The organism is Paraburkholderia terrae (genome assembly GCF_002902925.1).
In the GTDB taxonomy this organism is placed as follows: domain Bacteria; phylum Pseudomonadota; class Gammaproteobacteria; order Burkholderiales; family Burkholderiaceae; genus Paraburkholderia; species Paraburkholderia terrae.
In genome coordinates this window covers 2,438,476-2,453,906 of the sequence record NZ_CP026112.1, presented here as the reverse complement: position 1 = coordinate 2,453,906, position 15,431 = coordinate 2,438,476, and the positions used below count along the sequence as shown (strand labels likewise).

The following is a 15,431-nucleotide window of genomic DNA, read 5'->3' as shown; positions in this document are numbered from 1 at the left end:
TCTTCTTGACGTTATTGAATGGCCGCTTGAGCGCGCTTTGCGCCTACATACGGCACTTATGCTTCGAACAGTCCTGCCCCGACATACGAACCCTCACGCGCGCCCGGCGGCACGGCGAAGATCGCGCTGCCGATGTGCGTCGTGAACTGGTTCATCACGTCGAACTTCGAGAGCTTTTCGTTGATCGGAATGAAGCCTGTGCGCGGGTCCGCCTGATGCGCGATAAAGATGAGGCCCGCGTCATATTCCGTTTCCTGGCGCCATGGCGGCCAGCGTTCGATATAGAAGTTCGTGCCGTCGTTGTACGAATACGAACGACGCAGGATCTGCGCGCCCGCATTGTTCGCCTGATTCGAAAGGCGCACGTGCGAATTGTCGGGAATGACGGGATTGCCGTCCTTGTCCGCGGCCTTGAGGTCGACGGCATCGAACTCGTTCTTCTGGCCGATTGGCGCGCCGCTGTATTTGTGCCGTCCAAACACCTGTTCCTGGAAGCCGAGTTCCATCTGGTCCCAGTGTTCGAGCGTGATGCGGATGCGGCGCACGACCGTATAGGTGCCGCCTTGCATCCACGGCGCGTCGGCGGCACTGACCCAGACGAACTGGTTCATCAGCGGTGGTTTCGCCGTCGACGGATTGTTGGTGCCGTCCTTGAAGCCCATCAGATTGCGCGGCGTCTGACCTTTCGGACCGGACAGGAAGCCCGCCTGGCCCCAGCGCATCTGGATCGCGCCGTAACCCATGCGCGCGAGCTGCCGCACGGCATGGAACGCGACCTGAGCATCGTTCGCGCACGCCTGCACGAACAGGTCGCCGCCCGTTTTCTCGGCGATCAGCTGGTCGCCGTTGAAGCGCGGCAGATCGACGAGCGAGGCAGGGCGTTTGCTCGCGAGACCGTAGCGGTCCTTGCCGTCGCGCGACGTGAACAGACCCGGACCGAAGCCGAACGTGATGGTGAGCGACGAAGCGCCGAGGCCGAGCACGTCGGCGGAATCGGCGGCGGGTTTGTCGTCGGCAGTTTCGAGCGAGCCGGCGGGCTTGCCTTGCGTCATGCGCGCGGCGGCCTGGGTCCACTCGCGCAGCAGCGCGATCACCTCTTCGCGCTTGTCGGTTTTCAGATCGAAAGCCGCGACGTAGCTGTGACTCTGCTGCGGCGTGACGACGCCGCCCTGATGCGCGCCGTAGAACGGTTCGATCTGGCGTTGCAGGTCGTCGGCGTGGGTGCGCGTCAACGCGGCATGCGTAACGCCCGACGTGGCGAGTCCGGCGCCCGCCGCGACGGCGGCTCCGCCAGCTTTCAAAAAGCCGCGCCGGCCAGGCCGCGACGGTGGGGATTGATTGTTCGTCATGATGCTGCCTCTTGCTGCTTGTCCGTTACCGTCACTTCGCGAGCACCAGCGTGTTCACGTCATCCTGTACATAGTAGAAGCCATCGCCTTCGGGCGTCATCGCGATGCCGAACAGGTCGCCGTTGCCAGGCGGTGTCTGCGCCTTGTCGGTATCGATCCAGCGCGCGTAGAGCTGCTTGCCCGTGGCGGGGACGATCTCGACGACCTGTCCGTTGAGTGCATTCGTCACCAGCAGATGGCCATTGGGCGCCGTCACCATCGCGAGCGGACGATGCAGCAGGCCGTCTGCCGTGAGCTGCCGTCCGACACCTGCGCTGGTATCGCGCGTCATCGGCTCGTCGATCTCGTTGACGCGGTTGCCGATTGCGTCCGACACGTACAGCAGCTTTTGATCCGCGGACAGCGCGAGCCCCGTCGGTCCAACGAGGAACACGCCCTTGTCGGCCTGCGCGCCGAAGCCGCTGCCCACGACCGTTTCTTTCTTCACGACGGGCGGCTTGCCTTGCGGAATGTCGAGATCGAGGCGCAGCACGGTCGCCTGCTTGAACACGGGCGGTTCGCCATCCGCGCCGCCGACGCCAAAGCCCGCCATGCTGATAAACAATGTCGCGCTCGTACCGTTGTCGACGACGGCCATGTTGCCCCATGGATCGTTGATGTTCGGGCTGAAGATGGTCGAGGTCACTTTGCCCTGCGAGTCGAGCACGACCAGGCAACCGGCGCCTTTGGTGCCCGTGGTGCCGTCATTACTCGGTGTGCTGCCGACGATCACCCAGCCGGACTTGAGCATGGTCATTGCAGTCGAGAGGCCAACGCCGCCGGGGCAATCTTTCAGATCGCGCGGAATCTGCGCGAACAGTGTCATCTGTTTCGTGTCGGGGTGATAGTTGACGATCGTACTGCCCGTACCTTGCAGATTGGCCGAGTTGTTGAAGTTGTCGACCAGCACATCGCCCTGTTTCACCGAACCCGCCGAGACCGGCGCGACGACGATCGCGTAAGGATTCTGATCGCCGTTATCGGGCACAGTATTGATGAGCGTTGCATTGCGATGCAGGGTTTCGAGAAACCCTTGGGGTTCGGCTTGAGCGGCGCACGTGGCGATGAGCGCCAGCATGCCCGCAACGTATGCGGCCTTTGTGCGGACTCGCCTCGCAAGTTCACGCGAAAGCCGGGCCTTCCTTGTATTCATATTTGCGCTCACAGCCTGTTTTGCCGTCATGATGAGATTGCTTCAATAAGGTCGAAAGATGTTCTGTGAGATCGGCGCTCAGAACGTGATGTTGGTTCGCACGCCCACCACGAATGTGTTTCGTAGGGGTTGAGTCGGATCGTTTGGATTCTGGCCGGCGCCTGCATTGAACGTGTACTGCGCGTCGGCCTGTATTTGCCACCAGGGCGCAGCCTGATAGATATAGGTTGCTTCCAGCGCTGTTTCGCTTGTGCGCACACCGTACGGGCCGCCCGAGAAATCGCGGTTATCCAGATCGAGATCGTGAACATGGTTGCCTACCTTGATGTACGTGACCGCGAGGCCGACGCTGTCATCGTCGCGACCCTTGAACGGTGCTTTCAGCACGACGCCCAGATTCGCCGACAGGCTGACCAGGTTGCGATCGCCCGGAGCTCCCATCACGCGTGCGAAGACGCCCACGCTGCGCGGCTCGTCAGGATTGGGGCGCCACACCATCTGGTCGGCGACTGCGTAGAGGCTGTAGTCGCCGTGATGGGACTGCGGAATGCCCGTCGTCGCCGGATTCGCAAGCGACAGGCCGGTGTTGTCGAAGCGCTGGTCATCGAAGCGGTTGCTGTTGTACCAGACACCGATCTTGTACGTACCCGGCAGCTTGTTGCTGTCCATGCCCGTCATTTCGCCATCGGCAGGCTGATTGATTGCGTACTGCAGTTCGCCGATCCACAGCGCGCCGTTGTGCAGGTTGAAGTTCGTGCCGTGGATGTTGTCGGGGTTGTTGCCCAGCGGGTCACCGGAGTACACGCCAGCGAGCGCCGTCAGAGAAGGCGTGATCTGTCCGCGCACGCGCACGCCCAACCCGGATAGCGGATAGGCAGGGCCGCCCGACGGCATGTCGTACGAAGGCAGAGCCGGCCAGCCAAACATCGTGTTGATGAAGGTTGCCGCGTACTGGCTGGTCATGAATTCCTGGTCGATACTTTGCTGACCGATCTTCACATCGAGGCGCTTGTCGAGGAATGACTGCTGGTACCACAACTCCCATAGACGCGTCGTCGCTTCAGCTTCGATGCCGCTTGCTGTGTTCAGCGTGCCGAGCCGGTCTGCGCTCAGATTCCGGCCGTGAATCTGCAGTGCGCTGACATTGAACAAGCCGCCCGGTAGCCCGAACGCCTTTTGCGTGTCCATCTGAACGGTTGCCGTGGTGAGACCGTCGTAGGCCCCTCCGCGCGACAGGCCACCGCGCAGGTTCGCGAGATATTCGCTCGTTTCCGTCAACTGAAAGGTCACGCCGTACTTTCCGAGCCACGGTCGTAATCCGCCGATGTCGCCGAGCATGGTTTCGCGTGTCCAGAAACCGGTCCATTGTCCCGTCGGCTTGGCCTGGATGCCGAGGTCGGCCTCAGGCGCTTCCGGTATGGCGTCAGGATTGGACTCCGCGTGGGCGGCCGATTGCACGAAGAGCGGCGCGCATGCAAACAATGCAGCAATGGTCGCTTTGCGCAGCGACGCCCGCGATGCAATGAGCGGACCAGATCCGATTGATCGGATGAATTTCATCGAAAAGTCCTTTAGTTGTTCTATCGATATGCCGCGCGATGCCGATGTGCGCGTGACGCTTATGACCATCCGACGAATACCGTCGCAATCAGTAAATGTTAGGTAGGCAGAGTCAAATCGTCAATACAAATGAGAACGATTGTCATTTGATTCCGGCAACCTGAACGTGTGATTACGTAGTGCTTACGGTGAAAACGTGGTCGAGATCTGCGAATGAAAATCAGAAGCGGCGTGCTAGGGGACAGCGTCGCACTGTCAGACTGAAATGGTTTAACCACTCAAGGTCAGGGGACTTAAGCAATCGGATGAGAATCGCTTTTATTATCGCTTTCAATACCTTACGGAATGACGTCGCACGGAGCATTTGCGTTTTCTCCTCGCCGCAATTGGCAGGTCCGTCTTCGCTTCTTCGCGCACATGGCATTCAGCGGACGAGTCGTGCAATTTCCCTGGGGAACTGACAAACGTCTCTACGAATTTCACGACGAGTATCACGGAACTGATTCCATGACCCGTCCCACCGTCGAATAAATGTATATCTGATCATGCTATCTACTGCGCTTATCGTTTTCCGCGAAGTTCTTGAAGCAGCGTTGGTTGTCTCGATTGTGCTCGCAGCGACCAAGGGGGTTGTCCATCGGGGATGGTGGGTGAGTGGCGGCCTGCTTGGCGGGATTGTCGGTGCCGGCCTCATCGCCGTCTTTGCAGATGTCATTTCTTCGTGGGCTTCCGGAATGGGTCAGGAAGTCTTCAATGCCTGCGTCATGTTTGTTGCAGTCGTTATGCTTGCATGGCATAGCGTGTGGATGGGCAAGCATAGTCGTGAAATGGCGAAGCAGATTGCCGCGGTCGGTAAGGCGGTCGCAGCCGGCAGTCGGCCGCTCACGGGTCTCGCCGTAGTCGTGGGGGTGGCCGTGCTTCGCGAGGGATCAGAAACGGTTCTGTTTCTCTATGGCATTGCAGTCGGTGAGCCCGGTCAAACTCCCCAGATGGTCCTGGGTGCCCTGCTGGGCGTTGCCGGCGGTGTGGGCATCGGCGCAGGCATGTATGCCGGACTGCTTCAGATCCCGCTGAAGCGCCTCTTTTCGGTGACCAACGCACTCATCGTTCTCCTTGCGGCAGGCATGGCCAGTCAGGGCATCGGCTATCTCGTATCAGCGGGGCTTTTGCCGTCTTTGGGAGACGCTATGTGGGATACATCCTGGCTGCTCGCGGAGACCAGTGTCGTCGGAAAGATGCTGCATGCCCTCATTGGCTATACCGCGAGACCGGCAGGAATTCAGATTGCCGCGTATCTCGCGACGCTTGCAATAGTCGTGTCGCTCTCTCGAGTTGCCGGTCGTGCGCTTGGCACTGGTGGGCAGGCGCGGCATTCGACATAGACGAAGTATTGTCCGCACGTACGATGGGTTATAAAGCGACAGCCTAATCGCAGTCTATTGTGATCTTCCCAAGAGCCTGTCCTCGCCAGGACGGCTTTTCCTCCGTACCCTGCAAAGTAACCGTTGAGCTACGACGTCGCACTGAAAAAAACACAACAGATCCTCGCAGCGTAATAAAACCAATAACGTCGCGCTTTCCGATAAGAATTTCGGTCTAGTACATCTACCTATAATTTCTCTAGTAGGTTGCTTAAGCATCGCTTAAACGATGATGAATAGGCTCAGTCTTCGATGCGGCTCGATAGTGGGAATCCTCGAAGAAGCGCGAGTCTCTCCCGGTGGAGCAGGGATCTGGAGAAGAAGATAACAGGTTCGTAATCGGATTGACGGAAACGCGCAAGCGTGCCTCTGTACCCTTTCGATACCTACCTGTCGAAATCTGTGTCAACTTGCGGGCAACCTGACGTCTTGTGACAAGGGATGAGACGCCATCGGATCCTTTGATTTCCGCTCCATTCCAATGAATAAGCTCGCTTCCATCCGTATATTTGTGACGGTCGCCCAATGTCTGAGTTTTGCTGAAGCCGCAAAGCAGCTAAGGGTGTCAAGTTCAGTCGTTACGCGCGGCGTCGCGATGCTTGAGAAGGATCTCGATGTTCGTCTCGTGAATCGAACGACAAGACACGTTTCGCTGACGCCAGTTGGAAAGCAATATCTGGAATATGCCATTGATCTCATGAAGCTTCTGGAATCAATGGACGAGTGCGTTGCAGACGCGACGCAGCAACCTGCCGGTTGTCTCCGTATTTCTGCATCGGCGTCGTTTGCGTCGACAGATCTCCCGCATTTACTCACCGGATACAGAAGTATCCAGCCGCGAATGAATTTCGAACTGTCCGTTTTCGAGACTATGTCGGATATAGATCCTGCAGGATTCGACATTTGCTTCAACGCCGCGCGGCGACTCAAAGACTCATCGCTCATATGCAAGCCAATCGCGCAAACGTGCGACGTGATTGTCGCGAGTCCATCGTATCTCGAGCGGCATGCCGCGCCACGAGCACTTGCCGATCTGGCATCGCACGATGTGCTCCTCGCGTCCGATGCCCCGAGTCGATATTGGGAGTTTCGCGATCGAAATGGAACGCAGCGTGTCGTGGTTCGCCCAATCATGAATTTGCAAAGTCCGCTAATGGTGAAGAGGGCCGCGTGTGCTGGACTGGGAATCGCCCGACTTCCGAGGTCTGTCGTTATGGACGAGTTGTCGGACGGAAGATTGCGGATGGTCCTCAACGATGCCGAGCTTTGCGAGAGTGAATGGACGGTTTGGCTTCTATATTCCAGCCATAGACATATGCCAATCGTCCTCCGCGCCTTTATAGACTTTGTGGCGGGGTTTTACGAGAAGAGGTCGTTCGAACACGCTCAGCGGTCGACGGGAAACCCCATGCAGATGCATCCAGATCTGGTGTGGAGCGGGGTCTAGGAGACCAGGCTGGTTACGCGCCGGCTCTTTAAAGCTGGTGTTGTGTCCTGGCAGTGGAATGGACGCAACAGAATTTCAGCAATACTGAATTGCTGACAGAGTGGAATTTTAATGCTCCTAGAGTGTGGCCTTCTTCGGTCAGGGGTTCGCTGTGCGGGATGTCGAGAGACGCTGGCGATGGACAGAAGACTGGTCAACATATCAAGGAATCGATGAAATGAAGAAGCTCCTGATCGCCGGTGCGGCGCTCGGCTGTGTTGCTGTCCCGACGGTAGCAATGGCGCAAACCAGCGTAACGCTGTATGGCTTGATCGACGAAGGTTTGAACTATACGAATAACACGGGCGGGCATTCGGCAGTTCAGATGCAGAGCGGCTTTGCGCAGGGGAGCCGGTGGGGGCTGCGCGGTTCCGAGGATCTTGGCGGAGGATTGAAGGCTATTTTCACGCTCGAAAATGGCTTTGACGTGAACTCCGGAAAACTGGGACAGTCGGGGCGCATGTTCGGTCGTCAGGCCTACGTCGGTGTGAATTCAGATCGGTATGGCACAGTAACGCTGGGTCGTCAGTACGACTCCGTCGTAGACTACCTTGCACCATTGACGGCGAATGGTAACTGGGCCGGTTATCTGCTTTCGCACCCCTACGACAATGACAACACCGACAACTCATTCCGGCTCAACAATTCCGTGAAATACACGAGTCCCGTTCTCGGTGGCTTTACATTCGGCGGTCTTTACGGGTTCAGCAACCAGCCGGGCGGCTTTGCGAACAATCGAGCCTATAGCCTCGGTGCGCAATACGTAGGAGGCCCTGTCGCAATCGCTGCGGCATACATGCAGATCAACAATCCGGGCGCAAACGCTGGAGGCTCGCTTGCGACGGACGATACGGACTTCTTCGCGGGCCGGCAACAGGTGTGGGGTGCAGGCATCAACTACACACTTGGCTCCACGATACTGGGCTTCGCATACAGCCATACGAGCCTTAACGATGCGACGGGCTCGGTCTACACGGGGAACTTTGCGAACACCGCGACCAGTCTGAAGTTCGATAACTTCGAGGTCAACGCGAAGTATCAGTTCGTAAAGAACGCTTTTGTAGGCGCTATGTACAGCTACACGCTGGGTCATTTCGACAGTACGGCTGGCAATTCGAAGCCCAAATGGCATCAGGTCGGCTTGATGGCAGACTACAATCTGTCATCGCGTACAGATGTTTATGTTCAAGGGATGTATCAGCACGCGAGCGGTGGAACCGGTGTTGCAGCACCTCTGAATACCGCATTCATCACGGGCACGGATGCGCCATCGACGACGGCGAATCAATTTGCCGCGCGAGTAGGGATTCGACACGTGTTCTGAGTACCCGTGGGTCGATTCTCGCGCCGGACTGGTTTGCCGGATTGAGCCTTCTTTATAGTGCGAAGCGCGACGGGTGTGATGCCCGTCGCGGTAACGATGACCTCTTCGCTCACACGCGGTCAGTCGGAGGCAGCGCGCGGGGCGGCCATGTTCCCGGTTGAGGATGTGGTATCGCTAGCGGATTGATGATGCTGGATTGCATACAGCTCCTTGTTCCGTGCGATGGTATCCGCAGAAGGCGGATAGTCGTTTTTGGGAACAGGCACTAACCCATCGGCCTGTGCCTCGACAAGTTGCGCATGCACTTCGGCACGCGTGACGCCATGCGTAGTTGCTTGTGCAAAGGCATTCGCACCGAATGCAAGACCGAGCACGGTGGCCGCGAACAAGGCTGGTAGCTTCATGATGACCCTCTTAGGTATTGAGGAAGTGGTTGTTTCCACGAAGACCATTCTAGTGACGTGAGTTATCGCAGCACTGACCGTCTAATTACGAATTCGTTATCGTGTTATTGACGCTCCGTCTATTGAAATATTCAGTGGGCAACATTAGCGAGTTCGATGACGTACCCATATCCGAAGTACTTTTCGGCATTATTCGGCGCCACAGTTCTCTTTGTGGATCATGATTTTCATTCTCATGAATTGGGCAAAACGAAAGGGAAAGGTCATCGTGACGACGTATTAAACGAGCACATTACCTCGCTGTAATAACTTCGAATTCAAACATTCAGTGAGGTGGAGATGAGTCGTCTTATCAGGCAAATGGGAGCAGGCATCCTGGCGGCAACGATTGCGGTTCCGATGGTCGTTCATGCTGGCGATGATAAGGAGCACGGTCACGATCACGAACATCGCGACAACGACGTGCGACGTGTTTTGCTGATCAGTGTGGACGGTCTCCACGAGCAGGATGTGGCGCGTTGCATCGCCGCTAATACGTGTCCGAATATGGCTTTACTGGCGAAGTCCGGCGTAACGTACTCCAATGCTTATACACCCGGGCTCTCCGACTCGTTTCCCGGTCTGGCGGCACTGGTGACGGGTGGCTCGCCGAAATCGGCTGGACTGTTCTATGACGTTTCGTACGATCGCACGCTCTATGCGCCGTCAGACACGACTTGCCAGGGCAAGCAGGGTTGGAATGTCGTATTCGACGAAACGACGGGAATAGACGCAGAGAACGGCGGGGCGCTTACGCATCTCGACGGTGGAGGTGCTTTTAATCCGCAAGCGATTCCCCATGCCAAGACAAATGGCGTGTGCGTGCCTGTTTATCCACATAACTATGTGAAGACCAACACGATCTTCGAGGCAGTCAAGCAGCATTTGCATGGTGCCCGTACGGCATGGGCCGACAAGCATGCATGGGGCTATGACTGGCTAAATGGTCCGTCAGGCAAGGGCGTCGACGATCTGTCACGTACCGAGATCAATTCGATCGATCCCGCGACGGGCACGAACTACACCGACGCGTACGCGCATACCGAACAGTTCGATAACCTGCATGTTCAGTCCATCATCAATGAGATCGACGGCAAGGACTCGACGGGCCAGCAAAACGCCGCAGTGCCGACCTTGTTCGGTACAAACTTTCAGACATTGAGTGTGGCGCAGAAGGCGCCCGTCGCGTCTGGCGGCGGATATCTCGACGCGAGCTTTACGCCGGGCAAGCAGGTGGCGGCTGCTATCGGCTACGTTGACGATGCGCTCGGAAAGATGGTCGATGCGCTGAAGTCGAAAGATCTCGCGAAATCGACGATGGTGGTTGTAACCGCCAAGCACGGCCAGTCGCCCAGCGACCATACCAAGCTGGTCAAGAACGGTGACACGCTGGTGAGCCTGCTCGAAGCGCATAACTACCTCGATCCGAACGGCCACTTTGGACAAAACAGTACGACGACGGGGAACCTGAATGACGGGACGGGTCTGGTCGGCACAGGCCTCGCGCAAACCGACGATGTCGGTCTCATCTGGCTGCGCGATCAGAGCCAGGTTCAAGCTGTCGTGTCGACGCTGAAGGCCAACCTGGGTTGTAACGCACCAGGAATCTGCGCGGATGGGCCGCAGGCGTACATCCTTTCGGGACCCCGGCTCGCGGCCCAATTTGGTGACCCGGCATCCGGACGCACGCCCGATATCATCGTGCAACCCAACCCCGGTGTGATTTACACATCGAGCAAAGCGAAAGACGAGGAGCATGGCGGGAACGCGCCGGACGACAGCCATCTCGGCCTGATCGTGTCGTATCCCGATGGACATCACCATGAGCGGCATGTCGATCGCCGTGTAACCACCACGCAGGTTGCACCCACTATCTTGCGCGCACTCGGCGTGGACCCGGCATCGTTGCAGTCCGTTCGTTTGGAGGGCACCCGGCCGCTACCGGGGCTGGGAGAGGATGACTGACCGGAATGGCTGATGCCTTTCGACGGCGCCTTGCATGCAATTGAAGATTGCGCATCTCCCATGTGCGCTTGACTTCGACTCAATCACGTGGCGCGTCGTGTCGATGCTGTTGAGCAGGTTTGAAATGTCACTGGTCCACTGGCCCAGTGACATTGCACTGACCTAGGCGCCACCCAAAATTTCGCCTTCCGGCATGTCGGCTGTTCAATCGATCGAAGGGCGGGAAGGCCGGAAACGTTCAAGGTGTACGCTCTTTGCATCGTCAAAAACGATTTCCAGGCTTGTCTTTTACTGACGGCCGAGGGCCGGCCTCACGAGCCGGCCATCACCATATTCCCGAATCACCCTCGCGATGATCACCCGATAGCCATCCAGCCAGCGACTTTGCTCCGCTTTCGCCTCGACGTGGACGGGATGCGTGATGAGTTGTAGCAATGCCTCTTCAGACTCCCAGTAGTACACGTTCTGGATCAATCCTTCACCGGCGTTTTCCCACGTCTCCTCACTCACATATCCCGGTATGGATCGCGCCACTTCGGCAATCCGCCGATCGAGTTCATGGAACGCCTCGTCGTATTGACCAGCCCGAAAAATAAAGGTGGAAGAGAACATTGCGCTATCTGATGAGTGTTGAGTGACGCCGACCGCTCTGTCTCACTGCTTCGTCGGAAGCCCGGCAAGCATCGCATTGGCAAGTTGGGATTCACCACTCGACTTGAGTGCTTCGGCAGCACCCTGGATATCTCGTGCTTCCTTGTTCTGACTGAGCTTGCTCTTGCCAACAAGACGCGTGACCTCAATCTGAACACCGACGATCGCCTTTACCATCGCATCCACATAGTCCTTCGGTGCGTCGCCCATCTTCCACGGTTTCGGTTCCGATGCCTCATGTGTGCGAGTGAGCCGGCCCACTACGCCTCGCACGTAGCGCTCGTCATCGAGAATCGTAATGCGGCCGTGCGCATGCACAACCATGTAATTCCAGGTCGGCACCTGTTTGTGCAGTTCGTGCTTGCTCGGATACCAGTTCGGAGAAATATAGGAGTCGCCCGCATGGAAAACGACAAGCACCTCGTCGCCGTTCGCGACCTCTTGCCATACCGGGTTGGCCCGCGCCACATGCGCGCGCAACACGCCCAGTTCGCCGTCCTCTGCTGCAAGTTCAAACGGAATGTGATTGGCGTCTAGTCCGTTGCTCCCGTGAGTGATCAACGTGCCAAACGGGTGTTGAACGATGCGGGAATGTAAAACTTCCTTTCGGGTTTCGGCGAAGTGGGCTGGTACGTACATGCGCTGTCTCTGACTGCTAAGGGCGATGGGTTGATATCACTGCGACCCTTCCAGTTTGCTGCAAAAGTGGTTTATCCTGAAGTGCCAGTTTATTCAATTTCTAGTGAACCAGAATCATGGCGAGAACTGCGCGAGCCGCGGACATGCCGTCCCTCGGGGCGCTCGATCGCACGGCGGGCAATCTGAGCCGTCAAATTGCCGAGGCGCTGCGGGAGGCGGTGCGCAAGGGCGACATCAGAGCGGGAGACCTGGTGCCGTCATCGCGTTCGCTGGCTGCCTCGCTTCACGTTGCAAGAGGGACGGTGATCGAGGCCTACGAGCAATTGCTTGCCGAGGGCTTTCTGGAATCGAAAGCGGGAGCGGGAACCCATGTCGCGCAGGCCCTGGCGGAGTCGCGGCCGGTCAGTACACCCGAGGCGATACCGGAGCCGGCAACGAAGTCCGGCCTACCCGGGCGCGCCCTGGCGTTCGCCCAGATTGCACGAGAATTCCGTCCGCTTGCGCCAATACCCTTCGCGATATCTGTCCCGGTCGGTTTGACCGCGCCCGGCGAGATCTGGCGTCGCCTCGGTAACCGGTTGCGCGCAAGGGGCCCGGGCGCGCCCACGGGATATGCCGATCCGTTGGGCGCGTTACCCCTGCGCGAAGCGATCGCGGCCTATGTGCGAAGGTCCCGCTCCGTGCGGTGCGAGGCGGACCAGGTCATTGTGACGAGCGGTACCCAACAGGGACTTTTTCTCGCGAGTCAGGTTCTGCTTGGTCCGGGCGATCAGGTGTGGGTCGAGAACCCCGCTTACCGTGGCGTCACCGCGATACTTGAAAACATCGGCTATCGCGAGGGCGTGATCCGTGTGCCTGTCGACGCCGAGGGCCTCGATGTCGAGGCTGGCATAAACATGGCCCCGCATGCACGCGCGGCATTCGTTACGCCGTCCCATCAGTATCCTTTGGGGATGCCCTTGAGCATGGCGCGGCGCACGGCCTTGCTCGCGTGGGCAAGCGGCAGCGATGCCTGGGTAGTCGAGGACGATTACGACAGCGAACTGCGCTACGAGGGCTATCCGTTTCCAGCCCTTCAAGGATTGGCTCCGGACCGCGTGATCTATCTTGGTACGTTCAGCAAGATTCTGTTTCCGTCCCTCAGGCTGGGTTATCTGATCGTCCCGCGCAATCTCGTCGATGCGTTTTGCGGTGCCCGCGTGCTCATGGATCGCCACCCGCCAACTGCCGATCAGCACGTGCTCGCCGCCTTCATGGCGGAAGGACATCTGGAGCGGCACATACGCAAGGTTCGAAACGTCTACTCCGAACATCGGCGTCAACTGATCGATACGCTCGAAGCTTTGCTCCCCGCGGATCTCGCGTGGATCGAGCCCGGCGATCAGGGGATGCATCTCGTACTCTGGCTCGCGGACGGACTGGACGACCGGGAGGTTGTCGAGCGCGCCGCCAGGGAGGGCGTCGCGGTACGTGCCGTGTCGCCCATGTTCGCGCCGCAGACGGGACGCCCCGGCCTTGTTCTTGGCTTTGGAGGGTTCAGCAGCGAGCAGATGAAAGCCGCTGCTCAACGCCTGGCGGCGGTCATCGCGGGTTCACCGCAGCATGGAAAAGCAGGCAAGGGAAAGCCTGGTCATGCGGTGCCGGGCACAGGGCGATCGCCTTGAACGCAAACCGCAGGCTCATTTTCCCTGGGCCTGTTGGCATTCATCGTGATACCACCGATCGACCTGAACCTGCGCAGCCTGCAGATCGTCGGGATAGTACGGATCGAACCACCGGGACGGATCGTAACCCGCTTGCCTGAGCGCTGCCAGTTCGCTGAGGTTGCGCTCGCGGGTGAGGGGCGCATGGTTCCGAAGGTCGGTCAGGTCGCGGCACTGTGCGGCGCTCAGATGCGTTGCGCCTCCCGGCATGCCGCCTGCGGCGCAGCCAGCGAGCAAGAGCGCCAACGCCGGCAGTGACGCGCGGATCTTTGAATTCCTCATGTGCTTTTCCCTTGGGCTAATCAACCGTATGAGCAGATAGACGGGGGCTTGGGGGACATGCCACGCGAGTGGCACGCAATGCTGTATTGCGATGGTCGATTGTCCCCGAAAAAGCCCGCGAAGCAACGCCCACGCTGCGGAATAAAGTTTTTCTCGTGACAGCCGTAAAGCAGACGGGTCTATTTCTCACAGGGAGTCCCCGAATGTTCAACGCCAAACGCGCCGCCATGCTGATCGGAGCGGCCAGCCTTGCCTTGTCGCTTTCCGCATGCATGACGCCGCATTCCTATGTCGATGCGAAGCTGGGTGATACGGACTACGCGACCCTGAAAAAGTCCGCGACGCCGCAGCCCGTGCAACTGCTCGTCGAGTTCCAGACGAAAGGCGTGCCGAACGCGCGCGCCACCGATTATGTGCGATCACATGTTTTCGAGCAGGTGGTCCAGTCGGGCCTGTTCAGCCAGGTCTCGTATGATCCCGTTCCGTCCGGGCGCAAGCTGTCGGTCCAGATCAACAACGTTCCCCTCACGGACAATCTGGCTGCCAAAGGCTTTGGTGTGGGCCTGACGTTCGGTGCGATCGGCACGATGGTGACCGACGGCTATGAGTGTACGGCGAGCTACGTCGAGCCCGGCCATGAGCCTGTCACAAAGGTCGTCAAGCATGTGCTTTACACGACCATCGGCAACGCTTCCGGCCCGGAAGGTCTCCAGTCGATGCCGCTTCAGCAGGCGAGCGACAAGGTGCTGCGTCAGATCGTCGGCAGGAGTCTGGCGGAACTCGATCAGTCGACGGACATCGCGCAATGACGCTTCGACGTGCTCCACGCCGCCGCGCCGGCGCGCCGGCAGTGCTCGCGACACTGATAGCGACCGTGCTGCTCAGCGGGTGTGTGACGCAACCGGTGCTGCCGTATCAGGCGAGTGTGGCCAACCAGATGAAGCTGGGCAGCCTGCCGCGCGCAGCCCGTTTCCAGGTAACGGCGGCGGGTAGCGATCCATCGGACGTGCAGACAACGGTCCGCTCGATGCGCATCTCGGCACCGGGCGATGGGTCGTGGACGTCCTATCTGGGGCAAGCGCTTTGCACGGAACTCGCAACATCAGGCAACTATGACGCGAACGCGGCGGCGCGCATCGAGGCGACGCTATCCGAAGTCCGTATTGCGGATGGTCAGGCGCAGGTCACCGGCCACTTCGTTATCCGCCAGGGGCAGTCGGTGCGTTATGACAAGGTACTCCGCGCCGACGCTCACTGGGATTCGGCATTTCTCGGGGCGATTGCTGCGTCGAACGGTCTGAACCAATCCACGGCGATTTTTCAGGCGCTGTTGCGCAAGCTGTTCGACGATCCCGACTTCGCGGCTGCGTCTACGTAGCCCGCGTTATCCGTGCAAGTGTTGACCCGATCCTTCCC

General features: G+C 58.7%; 14 protein-coding genes. 7 read left to right on the top strand and 7 right to left on the bottom strand.

The annotated features are described in order from the left end of the window. Positions 1 to 56: 56 nt before the first annotated feature. The 3 genes from efeB to C2L65_RS27235 form a co-directional block, all read right to left on the bottom strand. Positions 57 to 1,349, bottom strand: coding sequence for an iron uptake transporter deferrochelatase/peroxidase subunit (gene efeB, locus C2L65_RS27245; protein ID WP_042307595.1), 1,293 nt, complete (start codon positions 1,347 to 1,349; stop codon positions 57 to 59). A gap of 31 nt (positions 1,350 to 1,380) precedes the next feature. After that, positions 1,381 to 2,466, bottom strand: a complete 1,086-nt coding sequence (locus tag C2L65_RS27240; protein ID WP_233446559.1) for an NHL repeat-containing protein — start codon at positions 2,464 to 2,466, stop codon at positions 1,381 to 1,383. Between the two features lie 153 nt (positions 2,467 to 2,619). Further along, on the bottom strand, positions 2,620 to 4,101 hold the full coding sequence (locus tag C2L65_RS27235) for a carbohydrate porin (protein WP_042307804.1): 1,482 nt from the start codon (positions 4,099 to 4,101) through the stop codon (positions 2,620 to 2,622). A gap of 545 nt (positions 4,102 to 4,646) precedes the next feature. On the opposite strand from C2L65_RS27235, the gene C2L65_RS27230 reads away from it, so the two are divergent. The 3 genes from C2L65_RS27230 (at position 4,647) to C2L65_RS27220 (ending at position 8,332) form a co-directional block, all read left to right on the top strand. Continuing rightward, positions 4,647 to 5,483, top strand: coding sequence for an FTR1 family iron permease (locus C2L65_RS27230; RefSeq protein WP_042307596.1), 837 nt, complete (start codon positions 4,647 to 4,649; stop codon positions 5,481 to 5,483). A 520-nt stretch (positions 5,484 to 6,003) separates the two neighbouring features. After that, positions 6,004 to 6,969 (top strand): LysR family transcriptional regulator, encoded by a 966-nt coding sequence (locus C2L65_RS27225; protein WP_081920906.1) that lies wholly within the window; start codon positions 6,004 to 6,006, stop codon positions 6,967 to 6,969. A gap of 217 nt (positions 6,970 to 7,186) precedes the next feature. Next, positions 7,187 to 8,332 (top strand): porin, encoded by a 1,146-nt coding sequence (locus C2L65_RS27220; RefSeq protein WP_042307597.1) that lies wholly within the window; start codon positions 7,187 to 7,189, stop codon positions 8,330 to 8,332. Between the two features lie 119 nt (positions 8,333 to 8,451). Here the strand turns inward: C2L65_RS27220 and C2L65_RS27215 are convergent, their stop codons facing one another. Further along, complete coding sequence (locus C2L65_RS27215; protein ID WP_042307808.1) at positions 8,452 to 8,736, bottom strand: DUF4148 domain-containing protein; 285 nt, start codon at positions 8,734 to 8,736, stop codon at positions 8,452 to 8,454. 399 nt (positions 8,737 to 9,135) lie between these two features. On the opposite strand from C2L65_RS27215, the gene C2L65_RS27210 reads away from it, so the two are divergent. After that, positions 9,136 to 10,740 (top strand): alkaline phosphatase family protein, encoded by a 1,605-nt coding sequence (locus tag C2L65_RS27210; protein ID WP_081920920.1) that lies wholly within the window; start codon positions 9,136 to 9,138, stop codon positions 10,738 to 10,740. Positions 10,741 to 11,028: 288 nt separating this feature from the next. Here the strand turns inward: C2L65_RS27210 and C2L65_RS27205 are convergent, their stop codons facing one another. After that, positions 11,029 to 11,352 (bottom strand): antibiotic biosynthesis monooxygenase family protein, encoded by a 324-nt coding sequence (locus tag C2L65_RS27205; protein WP_042307601.1) that lies wholly within the window; start codon positions 11,350 to 11,352, stop codon positions 11,029 to 11,031. A 42-nt stretch (positions 11,353 to 11,394) separates the two neighbouring features. After that, complete coding sequence (locus C2L65_RS27200) at positions 11,395 to 12,030, bottom strand: FMN-binding negative transcriptional regulator (protein WP_042307602.1); 636 nt, start codon at positions 12,028 to 12,030, stop codon at positions 11,395 to 11,397. A 116-nt stretch (positions 12,031 to 12,146) separates the two neighbouring features. Between C2L65_RS27200 and pdxR the strand changes: the two genes are divergently transcribed. Beyond that, positions 12,147 to 13,694 carry a MocR-like pyridoxine biosynthesis transcription factor PdxR gene (gene pdxR / locus C2L65_RS27195; RefSeq protein WP_042307604.1) on the top strand — a complete coding sequence of 516 codons (1,548 nt, stop codon included), beginning with the start codon at positions 12,147 to 12,149 and terminating at the stop codon, positions 13,692 to 13,694. Positions 13,695 to 13,709: 15 nt separating this feature from the next. Here the strand turns inward: pdxR and C2L65_RS27190 are convergent, their stop codons facing one another. After that, the gene (locus C2L65_RS27190; protein ID WP_042307606.1) at positions 13,710 to 14,015 is read right to left on the bottom strand and encodes a DUF4148 domain-containing protein; all 306 of its coding nucleotides are present in this window, start codon (positions 14,013 to 14,015) and stop codon (positions 13,710 to 13,712) included. Between the two features lie 203 nt (positions 14,016 to 14,218). Between C2L65_RS27190 and C2L65_RS27185 the strand changes: the two genes are divergently transcribed. Beyond that, entirely contained in the window at positions 14,219 to 14,824 is a 606-nt protein-coding gene (locus tag C2L65_RS27185) for a hypothetical protein (protein ID WP_042307608.1), read from the top strand. After that, a complete protein-coding gene (locus C2L65_RS27180) occupies positions 14,821 to 15,393 on the top strand; it encodes a hypothetical protein (RefSeq protein ID WP_042307610.1) in 573 nt (190 codons plus the stop codon). Before C2L65_RS27185 ends, C2L65_RS27180 begins: the two co-directional genes overlap by 4 nt. Positions 15,394 to 15,431 lie beyond the last annotated feature (38 nt).

Excerpts from the sequence above, each read along its gene's own strand:
- C2L65_RS27210 (WP_081920920.1), top strand. The coding sequence starts at position 9,136 with ATGGTCGTTCATGCTGGCGATGATAAGGAGCACGGTCACGATCACGAA.
- efeB (WP_042307595.1), bottom strand. The coding sequence starts at position 1,349 with ATGACGAACAATCAATCCCCACCGTCGCGGCCTGGCCGGCGCGGCTTT.
- C2L65_RS27235 (WP_042307804.1), bottom strand. The coding sequence starts at position 4,101 with ATGAAATTCATCCGATCAATCGGATCTGGTCCGCTCATTGCATCGCGG.
- C2L65_RS27215 (WP_042307808.1), bottom strand. The coding sequence starts at position 8,736 with ATGAAGCTACCAGCCTTGTTCGCGGCCACCGTGCTCGGTCTTGCATTC.
- C2L65_RS27200 (WP_042307602.1), bottom strand. The coding sequence starts at position 12,030 with ATGTACGTACCAGCCCACTTCGCCGAAACCCGAAAGGAAGTTTTACAT.
- C2L65_RS27185 (WP_042307608.1), top strand. The coding sequence starts at position 14,219 with ATGTTCAACGCCAAACGCGCCGCCATGCTGATCGGAGCGGCCAGCCTT.
- C2L65_RS27205 (WP_042307601.1), bottom strand. The coding sequence starts at position 11,352 with ATGTTCTCTTCCACCTTTATTTTTCGGGCTGGTCAATACGACGAGGCG.
- C2L65_RS27230 (WP_042307596.1), top strand. The coding sequence starts at position 4,647 with ATGCTATCTACTGCGCTTATCGTTTTCCGCGAAGTTCTTGAAGCAGCG.
- pdxR (WP_042307604.1), top strand. The coding sequence starts at position 12,147 with ATGGCGAGAACTGCGCGAGCCGCGGACATGCCGTCCCTCGGGGCGCTC.
- C2L65_RS27225 (WP_081920906.1), top strand. The coding sequence starts at position 6,004 with ATGAATAAGCTCGCTTCCATCCGTATATTTGTGACGGTCGCCCAATGT.
- C2L65_RS27190 (WP_042307606.1), bottom strand. The coding sequence starts at position 14,015 with ATGAGGAATTCAAAGATCCGCGCGTCACTGCCGGCGTTGGCGCTCTTG.
- C2L65_RS27220 (WP_042307597.1), top strand. The coding sequence starts at position 7,187 with ATGAAGAAGCTCCTGATCGCCGGTGCGGCGCTCGGCTGTGTTGCTGTC.
- C2L65_RS27180 (WP_042307610.1), top strand. The coding sequence starts at position 14,821 with ATGACGCTTCGACGTGCTCCACGCCGCCGCGCCGGCGCGCCGGCAGTG.
- C2L65_RS27240 (WP_233446559.1), bottom strand. The coding sequence starts at position 2,466 with ATGCTGGCGCTCATCGCCACGTGCGCCGCTCAAGCCGAACCCCAAGGG.